Source organism: Novosphingobium sp. SG919 (assembly GCF_012932495.1).
GTDB classification, from domain to species: domain Bacteria; phylum Pseudomonadota; class Alphaproteobacteria; order Sphingomonadales; family Sphingomonadaceae; genus Novosphingobium; species Novosphingobium rhizosphaerae.
Map to the genome: position 1 here is coordinate 169,977 of NZ_JABCNG010000003.1, position 22,794 is coordinate 192,770.

Consider the following 22,794-nt stretch of genomic DNA (forward strand, 5'->3'; position numbering starts at 1 on the left):
AGGAAGGTCTGGCCATGAAGGGCGATGCCAAGGTCATCGAGTTCCTGAACAAGGCACTGTTCAACGAACTGACCGCGATCAACCAGTATTGGCTGCACTATCGCCTGCTGTCGCACTGGGGCGTGAAGAAGCTGGCCGAGTTCGAGCGGCACGAATCCATCGACGAAATGAAGCATGCCGACATGCTTGCCGACCGCATCCTGTTCCTGGACGGCCTGCCCAATTTCCAGGCGCTGGGCCGGTTGAAAGTGGGCGAATCGGTGGAGGAAGTGCTCAAGGCCGATCTGGCGCTGGAGTATGAGGCCGTGCCCGTGCTCAAGGACGGGATCGCCCATGCCGAAACCGTGCGCGATTATGTGAGCCGCGACTTGTTCCAGAAGATCCTGGAAAGCGAGGAAGAGCATATCGACACGCTGGAAACCCAGCTCGACCTGATCAAGCAGATGGGCATCCAGAACTACATCCAGTTGAACAGCCAGCCGCCTGAGGAGTGATTTTTCCGGGCTGGCTGGGGAAACGTGCCCTCCCCCAGCCCCTCCCGCACGCGGGAGGGGAGTTTAGAAAGTCCCCCTCCCGCGTGCGGGAGGGGTTAGGGGAGGGCTTGTTGCTTACTGCGCGGCCTTCACCACTTCGCCGCCCTTCATCACGAACGCCACGTGCTCCAGCGTGCGCACGTCGGCCAGCGGATCGCCATCGACGGCGATCAGATCGCCATAGCGCCCGGTGGCGATCGCGCCGACGTCCGCCGTGCGGTCCAGCGCTTCGGCGGCGCTCTTGGTGGCGGCCTGGATCGCCTCGATCGGGGTCATGCCCCATTCCACCATCTTGGCGAACTGGCGCGCGTTGTAGCCGTTGGGATAGACGCCGCCGTCGGTGCCGAACAGCAGCTTGACCCCGGCGGCATGAGCGGCGCGGAAAGTTTCGCGCTGCTTGCGGCCGATCATCTTTTCCTTGGCCAGGCTTTCGGCAAAGACGCCGTTCTTCTCGCCTTCGGCCAGGATATAGTCGTCGTTGTAGATATCCATGTCGAGCCAGGCGCCCTTGGCCTTGGCCAGCTTGAAGCTTTCCTCGTCGGCAAGGCTGGCGTGCTCGATCGTGTCGATGCCAGCGCGCAGCGCATCGTTGATGCCGGCGGTGCCGTGGGCGTGGGCGGCCACGCGCATGCCCAGCATATGCGCTTCGTCGGCCACGGCCTTCAATTCCTCAAAACTCATCTGCTGGGCGCCGACCGAATCGGTTTTGGAAAAGACCCCGCCGGTGGCGCAGATCTTGATCACTTCGGCGCCATACTTGCGCACTTTGCGGACCAAGGCGCGGAATTCGTCGGGCGTGTTGGCAATCTGCGGCGAAGGCACGGTGATCGAGGGCGGGAATTCGGTGGAATCGCAATGGCCGCCGGTGGCGCCCAGGGCATAGGTCGCCGGCACGATGCGCGGGCCGGGGACATAGCCCATCTCGATGCCCTGCTTGATCGCGACGTCGTCGTAATTGGCCGAACCGACGTTGCGCACGGTGGTAAAGCCGGCTTCCACCGTCTTCTTGGCATTGGCGACGCCGACGACAGTGCCGAAGTTATCGGTGAACTCCAGCCCGCGATAGCCACCGAGCGTGGGGTCGCTGGTCAGGTGGACATGCATGTCGATCAGGCCGGGCAGCAGCGTGCGCGGCCCCAGGTCGATCACTTCGGCCCCGGCCGGAACCGCGTCGCCCGCCTTGCCCACGGCCGTGATGCGGCCATCGGTGACCACCACCTGCGCGCCATCAACGCGCTTGCCCGCCAGCACGTCGATCATATGGGCGGCACGCACCACCACGGTCTTGGCCTGGGCCGTGCCAGCCACCAATGCGACCAGCGCGGCCGCTCCCAGCGCCACGCTCTTTATCGTTTTCATGAACCATCCTCTTCTTCAGGGGGATGGCGGCAAAGTTGCATGCGCAACGATATTGAACAAGTGTCTAATCGACCGCGATCATGCGATCATTCGGCGTAGATCATCTTCCGGGTCATGCCGCCGTCCACCACGATCTGCTGCCCGGTGACAAAGCCCGCGTCGGCGCTGGCCAACCAGGCAATGGTCGCGGCGATATCGTGCACCGTGCCGACGCGGCCGACGGGATGCTGCGCCTCGTCGATCGGGCGATGATCGCCATCGTGGGCGCGGTCGGCGCGTTGCCAGGGGCCGGTCTCGATCCAGCCGGGCAGCACGGCATTGACGCGCACTTGCGGCCCCAGGCCCACGGCCATGGCATGGGTAAGCGCGCAAAGCCCGCCCTTGGCCGCGGCATAGGCGTAAGTATCGGGTTCGCTCTGCAAAGCGCGGGTAGACGCGATATTGACCACGCTGGCACCGCTGCGCCGCCGCAGCAGCGGCAGGGCGGCCCGGCTGCACAGGAACGCGGCGGTGAGCGAGGCATCAATCCAGCGCTGCCAATCGGCCAAGGCCAGGTCTTCGAGCGGGCCGCAATCGGGATTGGCAATGCCGGCGTTGTTGACCAGGCAATCGATGCCCTGCGCTGCCCATTGCGCGATGCGGGCAAAGGCGCGCGCCACGGCCTTTTCCCGGCCGACGTCGCAGGTGATCGTTAAACCCTGGCCGCGCGGCAGCATGGCGGCCAGTTCCTTGAGCGCAGCGGCATCGCGATCGAGCCCGATCACGCGCCAGCCGAGCGCGGCAAAGTGCAGGGCGGTGCCCCGGCCGATGCCGGCGCCTGCCCCGGTGATCACGATAGTGGGCGCGGCGGAAGTCGAGGATGCAGCGGTCATGCCGGGCACAACGCGGCAGGCCGCGATCAGTGCCGGTGGCTGTGGCCGGCGGCCAGCGCCTCGATCGCGTCGTCCAGCCGCGCCGGATCGCCCAGCGCCAGGACATGGCCTTCCGAACCGATGTGCAGCGGATCGCCGTTCCAATCGGCCATGGTGCCGCCCGCGCCTTCCACCACGGGCACCAGCGCGGCCCAGTCGTGCAGCTTGAGCCCGGCCTCGCACACGATGTCGAGTTGGCCTGTGGCGAGCATGGCGTAGTTGTAGCAATCGCCGCCCATCACCATGCGGCGGTAATCGGTCTGGCCGGCCAGGGCCATGAAGTGATCGCCTTCATGCTGGCTGAAATAGTGCGGGCCGGTGGTGGCGATGGTCGCTTCCGACAATTCGCGGCAGGGCCGGGTTTTCACGACCTGACCATTGAGCGTGGTGGGCTTGCCCGAAGACCCCACCCAGCGTTCGCCGGCAATCGGCTGGTCGATCACGCCCAGGACCGGAAAGCCATCGACCAAGAGCGCGATCAGGGTGCCGAACAGCGCCCGCCCGGCGAGGAAACCGGCCGTACCATCGATCGGATCGAGCACCCAGCTGCGCCCGGACGTGCCCTGGGTGGTGCCAAATTCCTCACCAATTACCGTGTCTTGCGGGCGTTCGGCGGCCAGGATGGCACGCATCGCTTCTTCGGCGGCGCGATCAGCCAGCGTCACCGGGGTGGCATCCCCCTTGCGTTCTGCAGCAACGCTGCGGAAATAAGGGCGAATCGCAGCGCCGGCGGCTTCGGCAAGGCGGTGGGCCAGGGCAATGTCGTCATCGAGCTTCATGGACCTGTGCTTTGCCGATAGCGCCGATCCGGTCAAGCAGGCGCTCCTATTTCCGGATAAGGGGCATAGTTCAAAAATTTTGCATTTCCGAACAGCAGGCAAGAGGGCAAGGACGGCTTGCGCAGGGGGTGAGCAGAAATGAACCGCAATATCAGGCCGGGCGTGGACCGGGCGATTGCGCCGGCCGCCGGGGTGACTCGTCAGGGCCAACCCCTGTCCTACAGCCGCGCGCCGGCGCCCGATCTCGCGCCGTGGATCGGCCGGTTCTATGTCACCGTGGTCGATGCCCCCGCCAATTATGCCCTGCAATGCGGGCTGCTGGCCGATACGGCGTGCATCCGCGTGCAATTGCGCGGCGCCTGGACGGCGCAAACCCGCGATGGGCCCTGTGCCCTGGGCCGGGCAGCGCTGGTCTTCGGGCCCAACAGCAAGCGCATGGCCGTGGGCGTGACCGGCAGTTTCACCAGCGTGGGTGCCGTGGTGCGCCCGGGCGCCGGCTATGCCCTGACGCGCCTGCCCGAAGCGGACCTGGCCGACCGGTTTACCACCATCGATCGCCTGGGGCTGGACCCGGCGCGCTGGCTCGACATGTTCGATCCTGCCGCCACGCCCGAAGCGTGGTGCCAGGCGATGGAGCAGGAACTGCGCGCCATGATCAACTGGCGTGGCGCGCCCGAGCCCGACCCGGTGACCGCCCGGTTCGAAGCCGCGGCGCTGGCCAACCCTTCGATCGGCGTGGCTGAGTTTGCCGCGCAATGCGGGATCGAGCAGCGCCGGCTGGAACGCATCGTGCGGCGCGATTTCGGCCTGACGCCCAAGCAGGTGCTGCGCCGCGCCCGGGCGCTCGACATGGCCAGCCACCTGCGCGGCGTGGCCGACGATGCCGAGGCCGAAACCCTGGCCCTGCGCTATTACGATCAGAGCCACCTGATCCGCGAATTCACCGCCATGTTCGGCATGTCGCCCCGCCAGTTCGTGGACCTGGCGCAACCGCTGATGACGCTGTCGCTGGAAACGCGCCAGGCGCGCCGCCTGGAAACGACCGAGCGGATCGCGCCGGGCGGTATCCGCCCCTGGCAATGAGCGCCCCGCGCGCGGCAGGTGCGTTACAGGCTTAGGCGCAGCGAGGCGCTGATCGTGCGCCCGGTGAGCAGGCGCCCGCGCACCACGCCGCTGCTGGGCACCGTGGCATCGTCGATCGAGGTCAGCGCCAGCACGTCGAACAGGTTCGCCGCGTTGAGAGAGACGGCGAGGCGATCGGTGACATTGGCCTGCACGAAGGCATTGGTGGTGACATAACCGGGCATTTTCAGGATATTGCTATCCTGGGCATAGCTGCTGGTGGTGCCGATGAAGGCCGCGCCGAGATTGAACCGGTCGAACGTGACCTGGGGCATGGCCTGGAAGATCACGCTGGCCAGGTGGCGCGGGCGCTTGCCGTTGACAGTGGGATCGATGAAATCCTCCACGATCCGCGCGTCGGTATAGGTTGCCCCGCCGGTCAGGCTGAACATGCCGCGCCGCACGCCGGCTTCGAATTCCAGCCCTTGCGCCTTGTAGCGGCGGGCGATGGCCACGCCGGTGGAGGTGTTGACGTTGGTATCCTGGCTGCGCACGCTGAACCCGGTGAGGTTGACCGTCACGCCGCTCTGGCGGAATTTGAAGCCCAGTTCGGCCTGGCGCACCGGATCGTAGACAGCCTGGGGAATGGCCAGGGCGCCGGTGGCGGTATCGATCGCCGAGGTGAAGAGCAGGCGATCGGCATTGGCGCGCGCGCCGCGGCTGTAGCGCCCAAACACCGAGAATGCCTGGGCGACGCGGTAGTTTACCCCCACCGACCACGACAGGTAGTGATAGTCATAATGCACCGGCGCCGGGCTATCGAGCGGGGTATAGCCCACTTTCTGTTCGGGCAGGGAAATCAGCCCGTCACCGTTCATGTCGCGGCTGATCGTGCCGATGCGGCCGCCGCCCAGGTCAGACCCCATGACCTGGCCGCGCGCGCTGCCGAAATCATAGCGGAGGCTGCCGCCCAACGCCAACTTGCCGATGCGGTAATTGGCTGAACCGTACAGCGCCTGGACCGCGTAATCGACGCTCATCGTGCGGCGCTGGGTGCCGTTGTTGAGCGCATAGTTATAGGCATAGATGCCGTTCTGGGTGACGGCCTGGCCGCCGGCATTGGTCACGTTGAGCAGCGCGGCCTGGCCATCGCCACGCACTTCTGAAACCACCTCGGCCCAGCGCAGCGCGGTGTGGACCGCCTGGCGCGAGGCATAGAAGCCGCCGGTGAGCGTGAGATCGCCCGACCCGACGCGATAGATCTTGCTGGCGCGCAGATCGTTGACCAGGCTGCCCAGGTCTTCCTGCGGGCGGATGCGCAAGTTGAGCACGGCAATCAGGCCATTGCCGTTGAGCGCCGCCGGGTCGGCAATCGCCTCGCCGGCATGCGGGCCATTGGCATAGGACAGCGTGGCCCCCGCCCCGCCCAGCTTGGTCAGCCCGGCGGCGGCGGTGTAGAGCGTGCTGGAAAAGGGCCCGTACAGCCCGCCCGAGCGGCTGGCGACGCGGAAGCGGTCGGTCACCGTCCAGCCATCGAGATCCACCTGCGCTTCCAGGCCCAGTGCCTTTTCCTTGACCCGCTGCCCCTGGCGCAAGTCTTCGCTCACCGGATTGTTGTTTTCATCCAGCATGGTGATCGACTGGAGATAGGTGGTCGAGAGCGTATCACGCGTGGGATTGAACCCCGCCACCGCGACCAGGCCAGGGCTTTCGGCCGTGCCCGTCACGCGCAGCGGCACCGAATCATAGAACGGCGAGCGATCGTCGAGCAGCTTGGCGTAGAGGCGGACATAGCCGCCATCGAACGTGCGGGTGACGTTGAATTTGAGCTGCCCGCCACGCTGGCCTTCAAAGCCGATGCGGCGCGGCCCCTCGCCCTGGCGCCAGAACCCGCCGATGTGGAAGCGGGTGTTTTCACCCACCGGGCCGCCATATTCGAAATCGGCGCGGCGCTGTTCATAGTTGATGCCGCTGGTCAGCATCAACGTGCCGCCCGCGCGCTCGCCCGTGGCAGAGATGAAATTGATGATCCCGCCGGGCGAATTGGAGGCAAAGGTGGAGGCCGAGCCGCCGCGGATCGATTCCACCTGCGCCAGGTTGAGATCGGCGCGCAGGAACGTGTCGGAGCTGGCGCCGATGATATCGCCAAATTCCATCACCGGCAGGCCGTCTTCCTGCAACTGCACGAACTTGCCCCCGGTGGAGACCACCGGCAGGCCGCGGATCGAGATGTTGGCAATGCTTTCGCCGTTGGGCGCTTCGGAAAAGACACCCGGCAGCGCGCGCAGCAGTTCGCCGATCGAGCGCGGCGCCAGGCGCAGGATATCGGCCTGGTGCAGCGCGCTGGTGGACGTGGCGCTGTCGAGCCGGTCACGCCCCTTGGCAACGCCGGTCGTGACCATGTCGGACGATGCCGGGGTGGGCGCGGTCGCTGGCGCGGCACCGGCCGGATCGGGTGCGGCGAGGGCCGAGGCGCTGGCCAGTGCGGGCAGCGCGCAGGCAAGGCGAAGCAGCAGGGAAAGGGGCAGGCGCTTGGTCATGGTTCTCACTCGCAAACCGTGTGGATTTGCGAGCGAGGGCTAAACGAACCTGGCTAATTCCGACCGACCGGGCCTTGCGGGAAGGCCCTTAGGACATCCCGCGTTGGCCGTGCCATCCACCACGACATCGTGGTGGATCACACAATCAGTCGAACAAGCTGGAGACCGAGCTTTCGTCGGCGATGCGGCGGATCGCCTCGCCGATCAGCGGCGCGATGGTGAGGATGCGGATGCTGTCGCAATCCTTGGTCGCTTCGGTGGGCAGGATGGTGTCGGTGATCACCAGTTCCTTGAGCGCCGAATTGCCCACGCGGGCCACCGCAGCGCCCGAGAGCACGCCGTGGGTGATGTAGGCGGCAACCCCAGCAGCGCCGGCATCCATCAGCGCCTGCGCCGCGTTGCACAGCGTGCCGCCCGAATCGATGATATCGTCGATCAGGATGCACATGCGACCCTTCACGTCGCCGATGATGTTCATCACTTCGGACTGGCCGGGGCGATCGCGGCGCTTGTCGACGATCGCCAGCGGCGCGTTGTCCAGCCGCTTGGCCAGCGCGCGGGCGCGGACCACGCCGCCCACGTCGGGCGAAACGACCATCAGTTCCTGGCCGCCGTAGCGGGTCTGGATATCGGCCGCCATGACCGGGGCGGCGAACAGGTTGTCGGTGGGAATATCGAAGAAGCCCTGGATCTGCCCGGCGTGCAGATCGACCGCGAGCACGCGATCGGCGCCCGCCGTGGTGATCAGGTTGGCGACCAGCTTGGCCGAAATCGGCGTGCGCGGCCCGGGCTTGCGATCCTGGCGGGCATAGCCGAAGTAGGGCACCACCGCGGTGATCCGCTTGGCCGAGGCGCGGCGCAGGGCATCGATGCAGATCAACAGTTCGAGCAGGTTGTCGTTGGCGGGATAGCTGGTGGATTGCACCAGGAAGACATCCTCGCCGCGCACGTTTTCGTGGATTTCCACGAAGACTTCCTCGTCGGCAAAGCGACGAACCGAAGCGTCGGTCAGCGGCAGTTCCAGATAGGCCGCAATGGCGCGGGCCAGCGGCAGGTTGCCGTTGCCGGACATGATCTTCATGGCGTTTCCCTCGAGTCTTTCGGTGATCCTGATCCTGGCGCCGCCCTTAGCCCAAGATGACAGTTTTGCAACGCCTGTGCGCCCCATCCGCCCCGCGGCCGCGCCGGTTTTGCGCCTTCCGGGGCACAGCCCCCCTTGCCCGCCACCGGCCAAGCCGCCTAGGGTTTGGCCATGGCCGACAAACTGATCATCACGCTTGCGCAACTCAACCAAAGGGTTGGCGACCTTGCCGCCAATGCCGCCGCCATGCTGGAGGCACGGGCAAAGGCATCGGGCAGCGACCTGATCGTCTTTCCCGAAATGCAGTTGATCGGCTATCCGCCCGAAGACCTGATCCTGAAACCCGCGTTGATCGCGCGCGCGGCAGTGGAACTGGAAAAGCTGGCCACGGCCACCGCCGATGGCGGCCCGGCGATGCTGGTCGGCTCGGTCTTCGTGCGCGACGGGGCGCTGCACAATGGCGTGGCCCTGCTCGATGGCGGGGCAGTGGTGGCGACGCGCTTCAAGTACGAACTGCCCAACTATGGCACGTTCGATGAAAAGCGCCTGTTCCTGCCCGGCCCCCTGCCCGAGCCGGTGCCGTTCCGCGGCGCAATGCTGGGCCTGCCGATCTGCGAGGACATCTGGCACCCCGACGTGTGCCGCCATCTGGCGCAATTGGGCGCGGAAATCTTCCTCTGCGTCAACGGCAGCCCCTATGAAATCGACAAGGACGTGCTGCGCATCGATGGCGTGGCCAAGCGCCGCGCGATCGATACCGGCATCCCGCTGGCCTATGTCAACCGCGTGGGCGGGCAGGACGAAGTGGTGTTCGACGGCGCCAGCTTCGTCGTCGGCCCCGAAGGCGCGCTGTGGGCGCAACTGCCGGAATGGGAAGAAGCCGTGGTCGACACGGTGTGGAACAAGGTGCCTTTCGGCAACGGCCACCGCTGGCGCTGCGAGGCGGGCGACGTGGCCGAACCGACCGAGCACCCTGAAGACATCTATTGCGCCATGGTCATGGCCCTGCGCGACTATGTGAACAAGAACCGGTTTCCCGGCGTGATCCTGGGCCTTTCGGGCGGGATCGATTCCGCGCTCTGCGCCGCCATCGCGGTGGATGCGCTGGGCGCCGATCGGGTCTGGTGCGTGATGCTGCCCAGCCGCTATACCAGCCAGGAAAGCCTGGACGACGCGGCCGGCTGCGCGCAGATGCTGGGCGTGCGGCTCGATACCGTGCCGATCGGCCCGGCGGTCGATGGCTTTACCGATATGCTCAGCCCCCTGTTTGCCGGCCGCGATCCCGATCTCACCGAAGAAAACCTGCAGTCGCGCATTCGCGGCACCACCTTGATGGCGCTGTCCAACAAGTTCGGGCCGATGCTGGTGACCACCGGCAACAAGAGCGAGATGAGCGTGGGCTATGCCACGATCTATGGCGACATGAACGGCGGCTACAACCCGTTGAAGGACGCCTACAAGACCACGGTGTTCGCCCTCTCGCGCTGGCGCAACGAACACCGCCCGCGCATCGGCCTGGGCCCGCAAGGCCCGGTCATGCCCGAACGGATCATCACCAAGCCGCCCAGCGCCGAACTGCGCCCCGACCAGAAGGACGAGGATTCGCTGCCGCCCTACGACGTGCTCGACGCGATCCTGCTGGGGCTGGTGGAGCACGAGAAGAGCGTGGCGCAGATCACCGCCGAAGGGCACGAGCGCGCCACGGTGGAACGGATCGAGCGGCTGCTGCACCTGGCCGAATACAAGCGCCGCCAGGCGCCGCCGGGGGTGAAACTGGGCAGCCGCAATTTCGGCCGCGACCGGCGCTACCCTATTACCCAAGGGTTCCGCACGGCCTGACCGGGGCAGGGCACGGCTGGCAGTTATTGCGAATGATTATCATTGACGGGATGTGGACGCAGGCATAGTCTGATTTGCGAATCGATCGCAAGAAAGGCTGTCATGTCCGCACCCCACGCCCAGCGCGGCCCCGTTTCGCCCGACACTGCACCGGCCACCTCGGCTCGCCATGCGGCGATCGTGGCATCGCTTGCCCGCCCCCAGGACGTGCGCGCCCTGTCGCTCACCGCCTTGCACGTGGTGATGGCCATGCGCCTTTCCGCCATGTTCGAGCGCGTGGGCCGCGATCCCGTGCCAGACTTGGCCCAACGCTATCGCAGCGTGGAAGCGGCGGCGGCCGTGCATGCCCTGGTGCGCCGGGTGATCCGCACCTGGCCCGAACGCTTTCTGGTCAACCGCCCGTGCCAACTGGTGATGACGCCCGACGAGGCCACGCTGGCGGCGATGACCCGCCATGCCCTGGCCGGTGACAGCGACGGCTTTGCCGAATTGCTGCGCGGCTTCGTCCGGGCAGACCGGCTCGACGGCCTCTATCATGCCACCCAACACGCGGCCGCGCTGCTGTCAGGACGCAGCGTGTAACCGTGTGCCCGTTCCGGGCCGGCAGCCGCCGGCATTCCTGGCGCCCCGCTCCTGCCGAAGGGGGTGCCGGCCGCCGGCCCGGAACGGGCAAATCTTCAGCGAACACGTCCCCTAGCGCGCCGGCCCACTGGCAAACAGGCTGACGATATCGCGCAGGCGGCCCATCAGCGCTGCATCGCCACCGGGCGGCGTCGCGCCCAGGCGCACCACCACCAGCTTGCGCGCCGGGGCCACCAGCACGGCCTGGCCGCCATCGCCCAGCGCGGCCAGCATGTCGCGCGGACCGGCTTGCGGAAACAGGCGCGCATCGCCCGTGGTGGGCGTGCGATTCAGCCACACACCCGCGCCATATTGCTTTTCGCGCGGGCTCGGGCTGACCATGAAATCGATCCATTGCCGCGGCACCAGTTGCGCGCCGTGGACCGCACCGCGATTGCGCAGGAATTCGCCAAACCGCACGAAATCGCGCGCCGTGGCATCGACCATCGCCCCGCCGTTCATGGTGCCGCGCGCATCATAGCTTGGCACGATGCCGCGCATCAGCACGGGTTCGAACAGGCGCGTGCGCAAGTAGTCGGCCACGGCGCGGCGGCGCGCATCGGCGTCTCCGGCGGGGGCGAGCACGCGCGCGGCCAGGTCCGCCAGGATGATTCCACTGGCTGCATCGTCCTGGAACCGCGCGCCCGGTTCGGCGGCGAGCGGCTGGTCTTCGGCGGCGCCGGCCATGTCGTCGCGCCCGGCACCGAACAGCATGCGCGCTTCGTCGCCCGGCTCCTCGCGCAGGCCCGAGCGCATTTGCAGCAGGTGCCGCAGCGTGATTTCGCCGCGCGGATCGCCGGGCCGCTGCCAGGCCGGCACCGGCGCGGTTTCATTCAGGCGCAACCGCCCATCGGACACCAGCATGCCGATCATCACCGCCGTGATCGAGCGGGCAATGCCGCCACCGGCAAAGCGGGTATTCTCGTGATAACCGGGGGCATAGCGTTCGGCGATGATGCGCCCGGCGCGCATCACGATCACCGCGCGGGTTTCACCCAGTTGCCTATCGCCCCCGGCCTCCTGCCCCGCAGTGTCGGCAAACAGCCCGTCCACCGCGCGAGCCAGGCTTTCGCGGTTGACGCCGGGATCGTCCACCACGGCGGCAAGCGCCTGGGGCGAGAGCGGCGCTTGCGCGGGTGGACTGGACGAACAGGCGAACAAGGCTGGTGCAAGCGCCAGCGGCACGATATGGGCCAGCCACCGGCGGGCACAGGGTATACGGAATCGCGGGGGGCTCTGCATGGTTGCCCCGGTCTTTCCACCAGATCGAATGCACATGGCAACCACCAAGCCTTCTTCTTCCCCGAATGATCCGCTCCATTATGGTGCCCCGCCACCTGGGCGCCCCCCTGCGCGGCGCTGGGCCTGGCGTGGATTGGGCCTGCTGATCGGTCTGGCGCTGGGGCTGGGCGTGGTCTTCGTATCGTTTGTCTGGCGACCGGCCCGCGAAAACGCGCGAATCGAAGCGGCCCGCGCGGCACGGCTGGCCTGTTCGTGCCGCTATGTGGGCGGGCGCGCGCTGGGCGACTGCGACAAGGACATGCCCAAGGGGCGCTTTCCGGTGTCATTGGCCGAAGACGCCGGCGCCCACACGGTGACCGCCAGCGTGCCGCTCGCCGCCGCGCAGACCGCCACTTATCGCGAAGGCTGGGGCTGCCAGTTGCAACCCTGGCGGGATTAAATGGAAATGGCCTCGGCAGGCTCCGTGCCGTCGATCCATCCGCCGCCGATCACGCGATCCCCGGCATAGAGCACCGCCGCCTGGCCCGGCGCCACGCCATATTCGGGCGCGGCAAAGCGCAGCGTGGTGGCCGCGCCATCGCCGAAGGGGCCGTCGAGCACGACCGGCACAGGCTTGGCCAGCGAGCGCACCTTGGCAGTCAGCGGCTCATCCGTGGGCAGCGGGCCGATGCGGTTGGTTTCAATCACGCGCGCGGCCGCCACGCCGAGCAGACGGCGCGGGCCGACCAGCACGCGGGCAGCGGCGGCATCCAGGCCCACGACATAGAGCGGTTCGGGCTGGCCGCCGATTTCCAACCCGCGTCGCTGGCCCACGGTATAGTGGATCACGCCCTGGTGCTGGCCCAGCACCTCGCCGGTCTGGGCATGGACGATCGTGCCTGGCCGCCCGCCTTCGGGGCGCACGCTGCGCACGATCTTGGCGTAATCGCCATCGGGCACGAAGCAGATGTCCTGGCTGTCGGGCTTGGCGGCCACGGCGAGGCCCATGGCCTGCGCCAACGCGCGCACTTGCGGCTTGGGCATGCCGCCCAGCGGGAAACGCAGGAACTCGAGCTGTTCCTGCGTGGTGCCATAGAGAAAATAGCTCTGGTCGCGTGCCGGATCGGCGGCGCGATGCAGTTGCGCGCCGGTGGGCGTGGCCACGCGGCGCACATAGTGCCCGGTGGCCAGGCAATCGGCGCCCAGTTCGCGCGCCATCGCCAGCAGATCGGTGAACTTGGGCCCCATGTTGCAGCGGATGCAGGGAATCGGCGTGCGCCCGGCCAGGTAATCGTCGGCAAAGCGTTCGACCACGTCCTCGCGAAAGCGCGATTCGTGATCGAAGACATAGTGGGCGATGCCCAGCCGATCGGCCACGGCGCGGGCATCGCGGATGTCATCGCCCGCACAGCAGGCGCCCTTGCGCCCCGTGGCGGCACCGTAATCATATAATTGCAGCGTGATACCAATAACTTCCGCGCCGCTCGCGGCCGCCAGCCCGGCCACGACCGAGCTATCCACGCCGCCCGACATGGCCACCACGATGCGCCGCGCCGAGGCAGGGGTCGCCAGGTCGAACAACGCCAGCGGATCGGCCAGGTCACCAAAATCGGGCACGGAATGCGGGATCGCGGAAGGGGGAATACAATGCGCCATGGGGCGCCCATAGGCGCTTTTCCCACGGGTTTCAGCGCAAAAATGGCACGCATGGGGGCAAGGCCACTGGGCAATTGGTTAATTTTTTGTAAAGAGCCGTTTTACACTCCTTTATCCCTATTGGGCCTATGTCGGGTCCATGGACTTGGGTTTCGACGATCTGCGCGGCCTGGTGGGCGCCGAATCGGCAGGAGTGCTGCGCGAGCTGCACTGGGCCGAATTCTGTGCCCGGCTGGAAGCCGCACAGGACCTGCGACGGGTGTCGCGGGATGCTGCACTGGCAATGCCAGGCGGCACGGGCCTCGGCAGCTTCCATCGGGTCGCAGCCTGGATGTTGCACGGGGCAGGACATCACAGAGTAGGTCATGAAGATCTTGTTAACCCAACCTCTTCAGCGAATGGCAAAATGGAGGGAAGCACAACGGTGATGAAGCCAAACAGGCCGTCCCCCCCGCGCAAAGGCGCAGCTGACCGACGAGAAGTGCCATGATCGAAAACCAGAAAATCAGGCCGGCGCAGGTTATTGGCCCCTTGGGTGAACCCCTGACGCTTGACAGCCTGCCCCCCGCCAACACCACCCGCTGGGTGGTGCGGCGCAAGGCAGAAGTGGTGGCCGCCGTGAACGGCGGGCTGCTGACCATCGACGAGGCCTGCGAACGCTATGGCCTTACCCTGGAAGAATTCGCCTCATGGCAGCGCGCGGTGGACCGTTCGGGCATGCAGGGCCTGCGGGTCACCCGTATCCAGCACTATCGCGACCTTTACGAGCGCCAGCTCAAGTATTGATCACGCGCCTGCCCCGGCCCCCGTGCGGCCGGCCACGCATGCGCGACACCGCCATCCACGGTGCGGCCGTCCGGGGCAACCCGGGCGGCCGTTTTGGCATGCGCGGGCAGCCGGATCGGCTGGCTCGGACCGCGCGGCCATTGCTGCCCCGCACGCGCGATGTTGCAACCGCACCAAAATGGCGGCGATATTTTTATCAATGGCATGGCCCAGTCCTGTTGGGGCCAGACGTTGTTTGTCGAGCCGTGATTGCAACTGGTCGTTGCGCCAGCTAATAGCGGGGTAAATACTGGCAAGGTAAGGAACCTTCGGATGTTGCGCGGTTCGCGCCGATGTCCGCAAGGCGGGGGCCATGTCGGCAACCGGGGCCGGCGACCGGCGTGCATGGCAACCGCATCGTGCCGGTTGCAGCGCTGGTTCCGTCGCAATCGGGCCATCCGTTGCGATGGCGTGCAGCCGGGTTTCCGGCCGCACGCGCTTGATTGAGGTTGGGACTACACCGCACGTCCCACCGCTGCGCCTGGCGTGGCGGCGGGACGAGCACAGGGGATCGTGGCCAGGGCCACGCGGCGCCATCACGGTTGCCGCGCGGGGCCTGATGGCCGGGGAGGCAATTCTGCTGGACAAGACGCAAGACATGAACAGCCTGGCCGATATGCCGGCCACCCGGGGCAATCGGCTGCGCGGCCTTGCCATCGGGGCCGGGCTTGTCGTGCTGCTGGCGCTCGCCTGGTGGTTGATGCACCGCAACGGCGGGGCCGAGGTTGCCGCCGATGCACAGTCCCAGGCCCAGACCGTCACGGTCGTGGCGCCGGGGCAGCAGACGGTCGACGCCACGGTGGTGGCCAGCGGCGTGATCGCGGCCAAGCGCGAAATGCCCGTGGGCATCGCCGGTGAAGGGGGCCGCGTGGTGAGCGTGCTGGTCGATGCGGGCACCTGGGTGCACGCCGGCCAGGTGCTGGCCGTGGTCGATCGCTCGGTCCAGGTGCAGCAGGTGGCCAGCCAGGCAGCCGGGGTGGAAGTGCAGGAAGCCAACGCCCGGATCGCCCAGAGCAATCTCGATCGCGCGCTCAAGCTGGTGGCCAAGGGCTTCATCTCCAAGGCAGACATCGACCAGTTGACCGCGACCCGCGATGCCGCCGTGGCGCAAGTGCGCGTGGCCCGCGCCACGCTGGGCCAGTTGCGCGCCAACACCGCCCGGCTCAACATCGTCGCCCCGGCCGACGGCCTGGTGCTGACGCGTGGCGTGGAACCGGGTCAGATCGTGAGCTCGGGCAGCGGCACGCTGTTCCGCATGGCCAAGGATGGCGAACTGGAAATGCAGGCGCGCCTGGCCGAAGTGGATCTGGCGCGCATGCACGAAGGCGTGACCGCCCAGGTCAATCCGGTCGGCACGACGCAGAGCTTTCCCGGCACGGTGTGGCAGGTTGCCCCCACCATCGATCCCACCACGCGCGAAGGCATTGCCCGCATCGCGTTGCGCTATGATCCCGCGCTGCGGCCCGGCGGCTTTGCCAGCGCCACGATCCGCAGCGGCACGACAACCGCGCCGATCCTGCCCGAAACCGCGATCCTGAGCGATCAGAACGGCAGCTTCGTCTATGTGCTCGACAGCGCCAACAAGGTGACGCGCCGCGCGGTGAAGATCGGCGACGTGAACGCCAAGGGCATCGTCGTGCGCGAAGGGCTGACCGGCAACGAACGCGTGGTGCTGCGCGCGGGCGGCTTCCTCAATCCCGGTGACACGGTGCGACCGGTGCTGGCCGGTTCCGCGGCCCCAGCCCAGTAATCCCGGCGCACTGATCGCAGCCCATCAATCGGACCAGGGGAACGGCCATGAACTTTCGCAATCTCTCGGCCTGGTCGATTCGCAACCCGGTCGTTCCCATCGTGCTGTTCCTGGGGCTGACCCTGGCGGGCCTGGTCTCCTTCATGCTGATGAAGGTGCAGGACCAGCCCGATATCGAATTCCCGCTGGTGATCGTGTCGATCAGCCAGCCCGGCGCCGCGCCGACCGAAATCGAAACCCAGATCACCCAGCGCGTGGAATCGGCCGTGCGCACGATTTCGGGGGTGGACACGATCACCTCCACTGCATCGGAAGGCGCGAGCCAGACGATGGTGCAGTTCAAGATCGGCACCGATATCTATGGCGCGGTGGCCGAAGTGAAGAACGCGGTGGACCAGGTGCGCGGCGACCTGCCCGACGGCATCCTGGAACCGCAAGTGTTCAAGGCGGAAACCTCGTCGGACCCGATCGCCTATTGGGCGGTTTCGGCCGACGACATGACGATCGAGCAGTTGTCGTGGTTCGTGGACGACACCATCGCCAAGCGGCTGTTGGCCATTCCCGGCATGGCCGAAGTGAAGCGCGCCGGCGGCGTGACGCGCGAGATTGCCGTCACGCTCGATCCCATGCGGATGAAATCGTTCGGCGTCACCGCGATCCAGGTCAACAACGCCCTGCGCGCGGTCAATCTCAACGCCGCGGGCGGCAAGGCCGAAGTGGCCGGGGCGCGCCAGTCGGTGCGCGTGCTGGGCAATGCCCATTCGGCGTTCGACCTTGGCCAGACGCAGATCTCGCTTTCGGCGGGCCGCGTCATCCGCCTGTCCGACGTCGCCGACGTGCGCGACAGCTTCAGCGAAATCACCTCGATCGCCAAGTTCAACGGCAAGCCGGTGGTGACGTTCAGCATCGCCCGTGCGCGCGGCGAATCCGATGTCAGCGTCTATGACGAGACGGTCAAGGAACTGGCCAAGATTTCGGCCGAGCAGGGCCACAAGATCCGCTTCACCCGGCTGTTCACCAGCGTGAACTATACCAAGCAGCAGTACCACACCTCGATGTCCTCGATGGTCGAAGGCGCGGTGCTGGCGGTGATCGTGGTGTTCTTCTTCCTGCGCGATTGGCGGGCCACGTTCGTTTCGGCCATCGCCATTCCGCTTTCGGCCATTCCCACCTTTGCCGTGATGCACCTGATGGGCTTCACGCTCAACACCATGTCGCTGCTGGCCCTGGGGCTGGTGGCGGGCGTGCTGGTGGACGATGCCATCGTGGAAATCGAGAACATCGTGCGGCACATCCGCATGGGCAAGACACCGTTCCAGGCCTCGATCGACGCGGCCGACGAAATCGGCCTGGCCGTGGTGGCCACCACGTTCTCGATCGTCGCGGTGTTCCTGCCGGTGGGCCTGATGCCCGGCATTTCGGGCCAGTTCTTCAAGAACTTCGGCCTGACCGTGGTGGTGGCCGTGCTGTTCTCGCTGCTTGTGGCGCGCATGATCACGCCCATGGTCGCGGCCTATTTCCTCAAGCGGGACCAGCGCGACATTCCCCACGGCGAAGGCCCGTGGATGGACCGCTACATGGCCGTGCTGCGCTGGTCGCTCGATACCAGCAAGGCGGCCGCCTATCGCGCGCTGCATCCGCGCCGCCGGGTGCGCGCCCGGCTGCGCGACCACCGCTTGTGGATGATGGGCATCGGCCTGGGAGCGCTGCTGCTGACGGGCGCGATGTTCTTGGTCATCCCCACCCAGTTCTTCCCCGATACCGACAGCGATTTCTCGCAGATCAACGTGGAAATGGTGCCCGGCACCACGATCGAGCAGACGGCTGCAAAGCTCGACGAAGTCTATGCCCTGATCAAGAACGAGCCCGAAATCGACGTGGCGCTGGAGCGTATCACCGAAGGCAGCGGGCGCATCATCATGACCCTGCGCAAGGACCGCGCGCGCACCAGCCTGCAATTCCAGCGTGAATTGACGCCGCGCCTGCAACATATCGCCGACGCGCGCGTGACGTTCCAGGATCAGAACGGCGGGGGCGGCAGCAGCGGTTCGGGCCGGCCGATCAGCATTATGCTTTCGGGCTCCGATCCCGACCTCTTGCAGCGCACGGCGCAGACCCTGGTGCAGCAGATGAGCGGACTCAAGCAAGTGGTCGCGCCGCGCATCAGCGCCGACTTGCGCCGCCCGGAAATCGTCATCACCCCGCACCTCGATCTGGCCGCCTCGCTGGGCGTGACCACCCAGGCGCTGAGCCAGACGATCCGCATCGCCACGCAGGGCGAGATCGACATGAACAGCGCCAAGTTCTCGCTGTCGGATCGCCAGGTGCCGATCCGGGTGAAGCTGCCGATCGATTCGCGCCGCGATCTCACCACGATCGAGAACATGCCGGTGCAGACCTCCACCGGCGGTTCGGTGCCGCTGGCGCGCGTGGCCAGCATCGGCTTCGGCTCGGGCCCGACCACGATCCAGCGCTACAACCAGAACCACCGCATCTTCGTGGGGGCAGACCTGCCGCCGGGCGTGGTGAAAAGCACGGCGACGGATGCCATTGCCAAGCTGCCGATCATGCAGGACCTGCCCACCGGCGTGTCCAACGCCCCGGCTGGCGAAGACCGCTGGCAGCAGGAAATGCTGGCCAACTTCTTCATCGCGCTGGCCACGGGCGTGCTGCTGGTGTTCTCGGTGCTGGTGCTGCTCTACCACCGTTTCGTTTCGCCGCTGGTGAACATGGGTTCGCTGTTCCTGGCGCCTTTGGGCGGGCTGCTGCTGCTCGGCTTCGTGGGCCAGGCACTGAGCCTGCCGGTGTTCATCGGCGTGCTGATGCTGTTCGGGATCGTGGCCAAGAACTCCATCCTGCTGATCGACTTTGCGATCGAGGAAATGACGACGGGCAAGGACAAGCTGCACGCCATCACCGAAGCCGGGCACAAGCGCGCGCAGCCGATCATCATGACCACGGTGGCAATGATCGCGGGCATGGTGCCCACGGCGATTTCCGTGGGCGGCGATGCCGGCTGGCGCGCGCCGATGGGCACCGTGGTGATCGGCGGCCTCGCCTTGTCCACCTTGCTGACACTGCTGATCGTGCCCGCCGGCTTCAGCCTGGCCGATGGCCTGGAAAAGCGCCTGGGCCCTTGGCTTGCCCGCCACGTGCTGACCAGCGAACCACGCAAGCCCCCCGTTGCCGGGAACCTCGCCGCGCATGAGGCATTCCCGGCGGAGTGACCATTGCTTCCCGCCGCGCGGCCCGTCCCTTCAGGCCCCTGTTCCCGTCGGTCGACCGGGCGCGCACCACGCGCCTGGTGGCGACGGGGCTGCTGGTGGCCATGGCGGGGCTGTTCGTGCTGGCGCGCACGATGCTTGCCGCGCCTGGTGCGGCGCCGGCCTGGGGTTACCTGCGCGCCTTTGCCGAAGCGGCGATGGTGGGCGGCCTGGCCGACTGGTTTGCCGTCACCGCGCTGTTTCGCCACCCGCTGGGCCTGCCGATCCCGCACACCGCGATCATCCCTGAAAACAAGGATCGCATCGCGGATTCGCTGGCGGGTTTCCTGCAATCCAATTTCCTCACGCCCCAGGTGGTGGCCCGCCGTATGGCCGGGCTGGACGTGGCGGGTGCAGCCGGCGCGTTCCTGACCGCCCCGAAGACCGGCGGGGAGCAAGGCCGCCTGGCGGCGGGCGCGGCCAGCCTGGCCGCCGATATCCTCGAATCGCTCGATCGGGAAAAGCTGGGTGGCATGGCCAAGCAGGCGCTGCGCCAACAGATCGACCGGATCGACCTGGCCCCACTGCTGGGCCAGATGCTGCAGGCGATGATCGCCGATGGGCGGCACGTGCCGTTGATCGAGGCCCTGCTGGGCAAGACCGCGCAGACCCTGGAAGCCAACGAAGCGCTGCTGCGCAACCTGATCCACGATCGCGCCAATGCCCTGGTGCGGCTGGTCAAGCTGGACGAGCGCCTGGCCAACACGATCCTGGACGGCATCTACAAGCTGCTTGCCGAAGCCGTCGTGCATCCCGACCACCCGCTGCGCATCAAGATCGTGGAAGGGCTGGAGCAGCTGGCGCACGACCTTGTGGCCGATCCGGCGATGGGTGCCCGGGTGGCGCAGATGAAAGCCGAATTGCTCGACAATCCAGCCTTTACCGACTGGCTCGACGCCTTGTGGGAACGCGCGCGGGGCGGCTTGCTGGCGGCGGTGCGCGGCGGCGCTGGCGGCGCGCTGTCTGGTCAGGTTGGCGTGGCACTGGCCGATCTGGGCCGCGCGTTGCAGACCGACGGGCGCCTCGCCTTGCTGGTCAATCGTTTTGCCCGGCGCACCCTGGTGGGGATCGTCAGCCGCTATGGCGGGCAGATCGTGCGCCTGGTTTCCGAAACCATCCGTCGCTGGGACGCACGCACCGTGACCGCGCGGATCGAAGGGGCGGTGGGCCGCGACCTGCAGTTCATCCGCATCAACGGCACGCTGGTGGGCGGATTGGTGGGCCTGGCGCTGCACGCGCTCGATCGCGCGCTGTGACCATGAACTGCTTGTTTCCACGCCCCTTGGTGCGAACCATAGGGGTTTTCTCGACAGGGCGGAACAAGGGGTGTAAGGCGCGATGATGACCGCAATTCCGGCCACGCCTCTGCTCGACACCGTCGATACCCCCGCCGACCTGCGCCGCCTGGCCCCGGGCCAGTTGCGCCAATTGGCAGACGAACTGCGCGCCGAAATGATTTCGGCCGTGGGGCAGACCGGTGGCCACCTGGGTTCCGGCCTGGGCGTGGTGGAACTGACCACCGCGATCCACTACGTGTTCAACACGCCCGAAGACCGGCTGGTGTGGGACGTGGGGCACCAGGCCTATCCGCACAAGATCCTCACCGGCCGCCGCAGCCGCATCCGCACGCTGCGCCAGGGCGGCGGGCTTTCCGGCTTCACCAAGCGCAGCGAAAGCGAATACGATCCGTTCGGCACCGCCCACAGCTCCACGTCGATCTCGGCGGCGCTGGGCTTTGCCGTGGCCAACAAGCTGGCGGGCAAGCCGGGCAAGGCGATTGCCGTGATCGGCGATGGCGCGATGAGCGCGGGCATGGCCTACGAGGCGATGAACAACGCCGAGGCTGCTGGCAACCGCCTGATCGTCATCCTCAACGACAACGACATGTCGATCGCGCCGCCGGTGGGCGGGCTTTCGGGCTATCTCGCGCGGCTGGTATCGTCGCGGCCCTTCCTGGAGCTGCGCGAACTGGCCAAGAAGCTGTCGCGCCGCCTGCCCCGCCCGCTGCATCAGGCCGCCAAGAAGACCGACGAATTTGCCCGCGGCATGGCCATGGGCGGCACCCTGTTCGAGGAACTGGGCTTCTACTATGTCGGCCCGATCGACGGGCACAACCTGGACCAGCTGATCCCGGTTCTGGAAAACGTGCGCGACGCGGCCGAGGGGCCGTGCCTGGTCCACGTCGTCACGCAAAAGGGCAAGGGCTATGCCCCGGCCGAGGCCGCGGCCGACAAGTATCACGGCGTGCAGAAGTTCGACGTGATCACCGGCGAACAGGTGAAAAGCGCGGGCGGCCCGCCCAGCTATACCAACGTCTTTGCCCAGGCCCTGATGGCCGAGGCCCAGACCGATCCCACGGTCTGCGCGATCACCGCCGCGATGCCTTCGGGCACGGGGCTGGACAAGTTCGCCAAGGCCTTTCCCGATCGCCTGTTCGATGTGGGCATTGCCGAACAGCATGCCGTGACCTTTGCCGCCGGCCTTGCCGCGCAAGGGATGCGGCCGTTCTGCGCGATCTATTCCACGTTCCTGCAGCGCGCCTATGACCAGGTGGTCCACGACGTGGCAATCCAGAACCTGCCCGTGCGCTTTGCCATCGACCGCGCCGGGCTGGTGGGGGCCGACGGCGCCACCCACGCCGGCTCGTTCGACGTCACGTACCTGGCCAGCCTGCCCAACCTGGTGGTGATGGCCGCGGCGGACGAGGCGGAGCTGGTGCACATGGTGCACACCGCCGCGGCCCACGATTCCGGCCCGATCGCGTTCCGCTATCCGCGCGGCAATGGCGTGGGCGTGGCGCTGCCCACCGTTCCCGAAGTGCTGCCGATCGGCAAGGGCCGCGTGGTGCGCGAAGGCAGCAAGGTGGCGATCCTCTCGCTCGGCACCCGCCTGGCCGAAGCGCTCAAGGCGGCAGACCAACTCGATGCGCGCGGCCTGTCCACCACCGTCGCAGACCTGCGCTTCGTCAAGCCGCTGGACGATGACCTGATCCGCCGCCTGATTGCCACGCACGAAGTGGTGATCACGATCGAGGAAGGCGCGATCGGCGGCCTGGGTGCCCATGTGCTGACCATGGCCAGCGACGAAGGGCTGACCGATACGGGCCTGAAAATCCGCACCATGCGCCTGCCGGACGTGTTCCAGGATCACGATTCGCCCGAGAAGCAGTACGACCAAGCCGGCCTCAACGCCCCGCACATCGTCGATACCGTGCTCAAGGCCCTGCGCCACAACAGCGCCGGCGTGCAGGAAGCGCGCGCCTGAGAGCGCGGGCGACGGGCAAGACACGCTTCCGTTCCCGCCAGCGGCGACAGCGTCACTCAGGACTTGATCCGGGGTTGCGCGGTCGCTGAG

At 67.0% G+C, this 22,794-nt stretch carries 17 protein-coding genes; 10 read left to right on the plus strand and 7 right to left on the minus strand.

Annotated features, from left to right (window positions below; genetic code table 11):
* The first annotated feature begins 14 nt into the window (after positions 1-14).
* Positions 15-494, plus strand: a complete 480-nt coding sequence (bfr, locus tag FHT19_RS13775) for a bacterioferritin (protein WP_168555879.1) — start codon at positions 15-17, stop codon at positions 492-494.
* Positions 495-608: 114 nt separating this feature from the next.
* Here bfr and FHT19_RS13780 read toward each other — a convergent pair whose 3' ends face one another.
* The 3 genes from FHT19_RS13780 to FHT19_RS13790 all read right to left on the minus strand — a co-directional run bounded on the left by FHT19_RS13780 (position 609) and on the right by FHT19_RS13790 (position 3,582).
* On the minus strand, positions 609-1,892 hold the full coding sequence (locus FHT19_RS13780) for an amidohydrolase family protein (RefSeq protein WP_169475604.1): 1,284 nt from the start codon (positions 1,890-1,892) through the stop codon (positions 609-611).
* An 86-nt stretch (positions 1,893-1,978) separates the two neighbouring features.
* On the minus strand, positions 1,979-2,764 hold the full coding sequence (locus FHT19_RS13785; protein WP_169475605.1) for an SDR family oxidoreductase: 786 nt from the start codon (positions 2,762-2,764) through the stop codon (positions 1,979-1,981).
* Positions 2,765-2,790: 26 nt separating this feature from the next.
* A complete protein-coding gene (locus tag FHT19_RS13790; RefSeq protein WP_169475606.1) occupies positions 2,791-3,582 on the minus strand; it encodes an inositol monophosphatase family protein in 792 nt (263 codons plus the stop codon).
* A 138-nt stretch (positions 3,583-3,720) separates the two neighbouring features.
* Between FHT19_RS13790 and FHT19_RS13795 the strand changes: the two genes are divergently transcribed.
* Positions 3,721-4,665, plus strand: a complete 945-nt coding sequence (locus FHT19_RS13795) for an AraC family transcriptional regulator (RefSeq protein ID WP_168555875.1) — start codon at positions 3,721-3,723, stop codon at positions 4,663-4,665.
* Between the two features lie 23 nt (positions 4,666-4,688).
* Here FHT19_RS13795 and FHT19_RS13800 read toward each other — a convergent pair whose 3' ends face one another.
* Positions 4,689-7,184 (minus strand): TonB-dependent receptor, encoded by a 2,496-nt coding sequence (locus FHT19_RS13800; protein ID WP_169475607.1) that lies wholly within the window; start codon positions 7,182-7,184, stop codon positions 4,689-4,691.
* Between the two features lie 145 nt (positions 7,185-7,329).
* Positions 7,330-8,265, minus strand: a complete 936-nt coding sequence (locus FHT19_RS13805) for a ribose-phosphate pyrophosphokinase (protein WP_022676495.1) — start codon at positions 8,263-8,265, stop codon at positions 7,330-7,332.
* 171 nt (positions 8,266-8,436) lie between these two features.
* Here FHT19_RS13805 and FHT19_RS13810 point away from each other — a divergent pair, with 171 nt between their 5' ends.
* Positions 8,437-10,104 (plus strand): NAD+ synthase, encoded by a 1,668-nt coding sequence (locus FHT19_RS13810; protein WP_169475608.1) that lies wholly within the window; start codon positions 8,437-8,439, stop codon positions 10,102-10,104.
* 102 nt (positions 10,105-10,206) lie between these two features.
* Entirely contained in the window at positions 10,207-10,686 is a 480-nt protein-coding gene (locus FHT19_RS13815; protein WP_169475609.1) for a hypothetical protein, read from the plus strand.
* 111 nt (positions 10,687-10,797) lie between these two features.
* Here FHT19_RS13815 and FHT19_RS13820 read toward each other — a convergent pair whose 3' ends face one another.
* Positions 10,798-11,910: a serine hydrolase gene (locus FHT19_RS13820; protein ID WP_248290463.1), complete on the minus strand. Its 1,113-nt coding sequence runs from the start codon at positions 11,908-11,910 to the stop codon at positions 10,798-10,800.
* Between the two features lie 91 nt (positions 11,911-12,001).
* Between FHT19_RS13820 and FHT19_RS13825 the strand changes: the two genes are divergently transcribed.
* Complete coding sequence (locus tag FHT19_RS13825; RefSeq protein WP_248290464.1) at positions 12,002-12,406, plus strand: hypothetical protein; 405 nt, start codon at positions 12,002-12,004, stop codon at positions 12,404-12,406.
* Here the strand turns inward: FHT19_RS13825 and mnmA are convergent.
* Complete coding sequence (gene mnmA / locus FHT19_RS13830) at positions 12,403-13,545, minus strand: tRNA 2-thiouridine(34) synthase MnmA (protein ID WP_248290493.1); 1,143 nt, start codon at positions 13,543-13,545, stop codon at positions 12,403-12,405. The genes FHT19_RS13825 and mnmA overlap by 4 nt on opposite strands.
* Before the next feature lie 543 nt (positions 13,546-14,088).
* Here mnmA and FHT19_RS13835 point away from each other — a divergent pair.
* The 5 genes from FHT19_RS13835 to dxs all read left to right on the plus strand — a co-directional run bounded on the left by FHT19_RS13835 (position 14,089) and on the right by dxs (position 22,704).
* Complete coding sequence (locus FHT19_RS13835) at positions 14,089-14,388, plus strand: DUF1153 domain-containing protein (protein WP_110764137.1); 300 nt, start codon at positions 14,089-14,091, stop codon at positions 14,386-14,388.
* 598 nt (positions 14,389-14,986) lie between these two features.
* On the plus strand, positions 14,987-16,177 hold the full coding sequence (locus FHT19_RS13840) for an efflux RND transporter periplasmic adaptor subunit (protein WP_169475612.1): 1,191 nt from the start codon (positions 14,987-14,989) through the stop codon (positions 16,175-16,177).
* A 47-nt stretch (positions 16,178-16,224) separates the two neighbouring features.
* A complete protein-coding gene (locus FHT19_RS13845) occupies positions 16,225-19,404 on the plus strand; it encodes an efflux RND transporter permease subunit (protein ID WP_168555868.1) in 3,180 nt (1,059 codons plus the stop codon).
* Positions 19,405-19,505: 101 nt separating this feature from the next.
* On the plus strand, positions 19,506-20,696 hold the full coding sequence (locus FHT19_RS13850) for a DUF445 domain-containing protein (protein ID WP_168556099.1): 1,191 nt from the start codon (positions 19,506-19,508) through the stop codon (positions 20,694-20,696).
* An 85-nt stretch (positions 20,697-20,781) separates the two neighbouring features.
* The gene (gene dxs, locus FHT19_RS13855; protein WP_169475798.1) at positions 20,782-22,704 is read left to right on the plus strand and encodes a 1-deoxy-D-xylulose-5-phosphate synthase; all 1,923 of its coding nucleotides are present in this window, start codon (positions 20,782-20,784) and stop codon (positions 22,702-22,704) included.
* Positions 22,705-22,794 lie beyond the last annotated feature (90 nt).

Coding starts and splice junctions, on each gene's coding strand:
- FHT19_RS13825 (WP_248290464.1), top strand. CDS start 12,002: ATGGCAACCACCAAGCCTTCTTCTTCCCCGAATGATCCGCTCCATTAT.
- FHT19_RS13810 (WP_169475608.1), top strand. CDS start 8,437: ATGGCCGACAAACTGATCATCACGCTTGCGCAACTCAACCAAAGGGTT.
- FHT19_RS13815 (WP_169475609.1), top strand. CDS start 10,207: ATGTCCGCACCCCACGCCCAGCGCGGCCCCGTTTCGCCCGACACTGCA.
- FHT19_RS13845 (WP_168555868.1), top strand. CDS start 16,225: ATGAACTTTCGCAATCTCTCGGCCTGGTCGATTCGCAACCCGGTCGTT.
- FHT19_RS13790 (WP_169475606.1), bottom strand. CDS start 3,582: ATGAAGCTCGATGACGACATTGCCCTGGCCCACCGCCTTGCCGAAGCC.
- FHT19_RS13785 (WP_169475605.1), bottom strand. CDS start 2,764: ATGACCGCTGCATCCTCGACTTCCGCCGCGCCCACTATCGTGATCACC.
- FHT19_RS13850 (WP_168556099.1), top strand. CDS start 19,506: ATGGCGGGGCTGTTCGTGCTGGCGCGCACGATGCTTGCCGCGCCTGGT.
- FHT19_RS13800 (WP_169475607.1), bottom strand. CDS start 7,184: ATGACCAAGCGCCTGCCCCTTTCCCTGCTGCTTCGCCTTGCCTGCGCG.
- FHT19_RS13835 (WP_110764137.1), top strand. CDS start 14,089: ATGATCGAAAACCAGAAAATCAGGCCGGCGCAGGTTATTGGCCCCTTG.
- FHT19_RS13840 (WP_169475612.1), top strand. CDS start 14,987: ATGGCCGGGGAGGCAATTCTGCTGGACAAGACGCAAGACATGAACAGC.
- FHT19_RS13805 (WP_022676495.1), bottom strand. CDS start 8,265: ATGAAGATCATGTCCGGCAACGGCAACCTGCCGCTGGCCCGCGCCATT.
- dxs (WP_169475798.1), top strand. CDS start 20,782: ATGACCGCAATTCCGGCCACGCCTCTGCTCGACACCGTCGATACCCCC.
- bfr (WP_168555879.1), top strand. CDS start 15: ATGAAGGGCGATGCCAAGGTCATCGAGTTCCTGAACAAGGCACTGTTC.
- FHT19_RS13795 (WP_168555875.1), top strand. CDS start 3,721: ATGAACCGCAATATCAGGCCGGGCGTGGACCGGGCGATTGCGCCGGCC.
- FHT19_RS13780 (WP_169475604.1), bottom strand. CDS start 1,892: ATGAAAACGATAAAGAGCGTGGCGCTGGGAGCGGCCGCGCTGGTCGCA.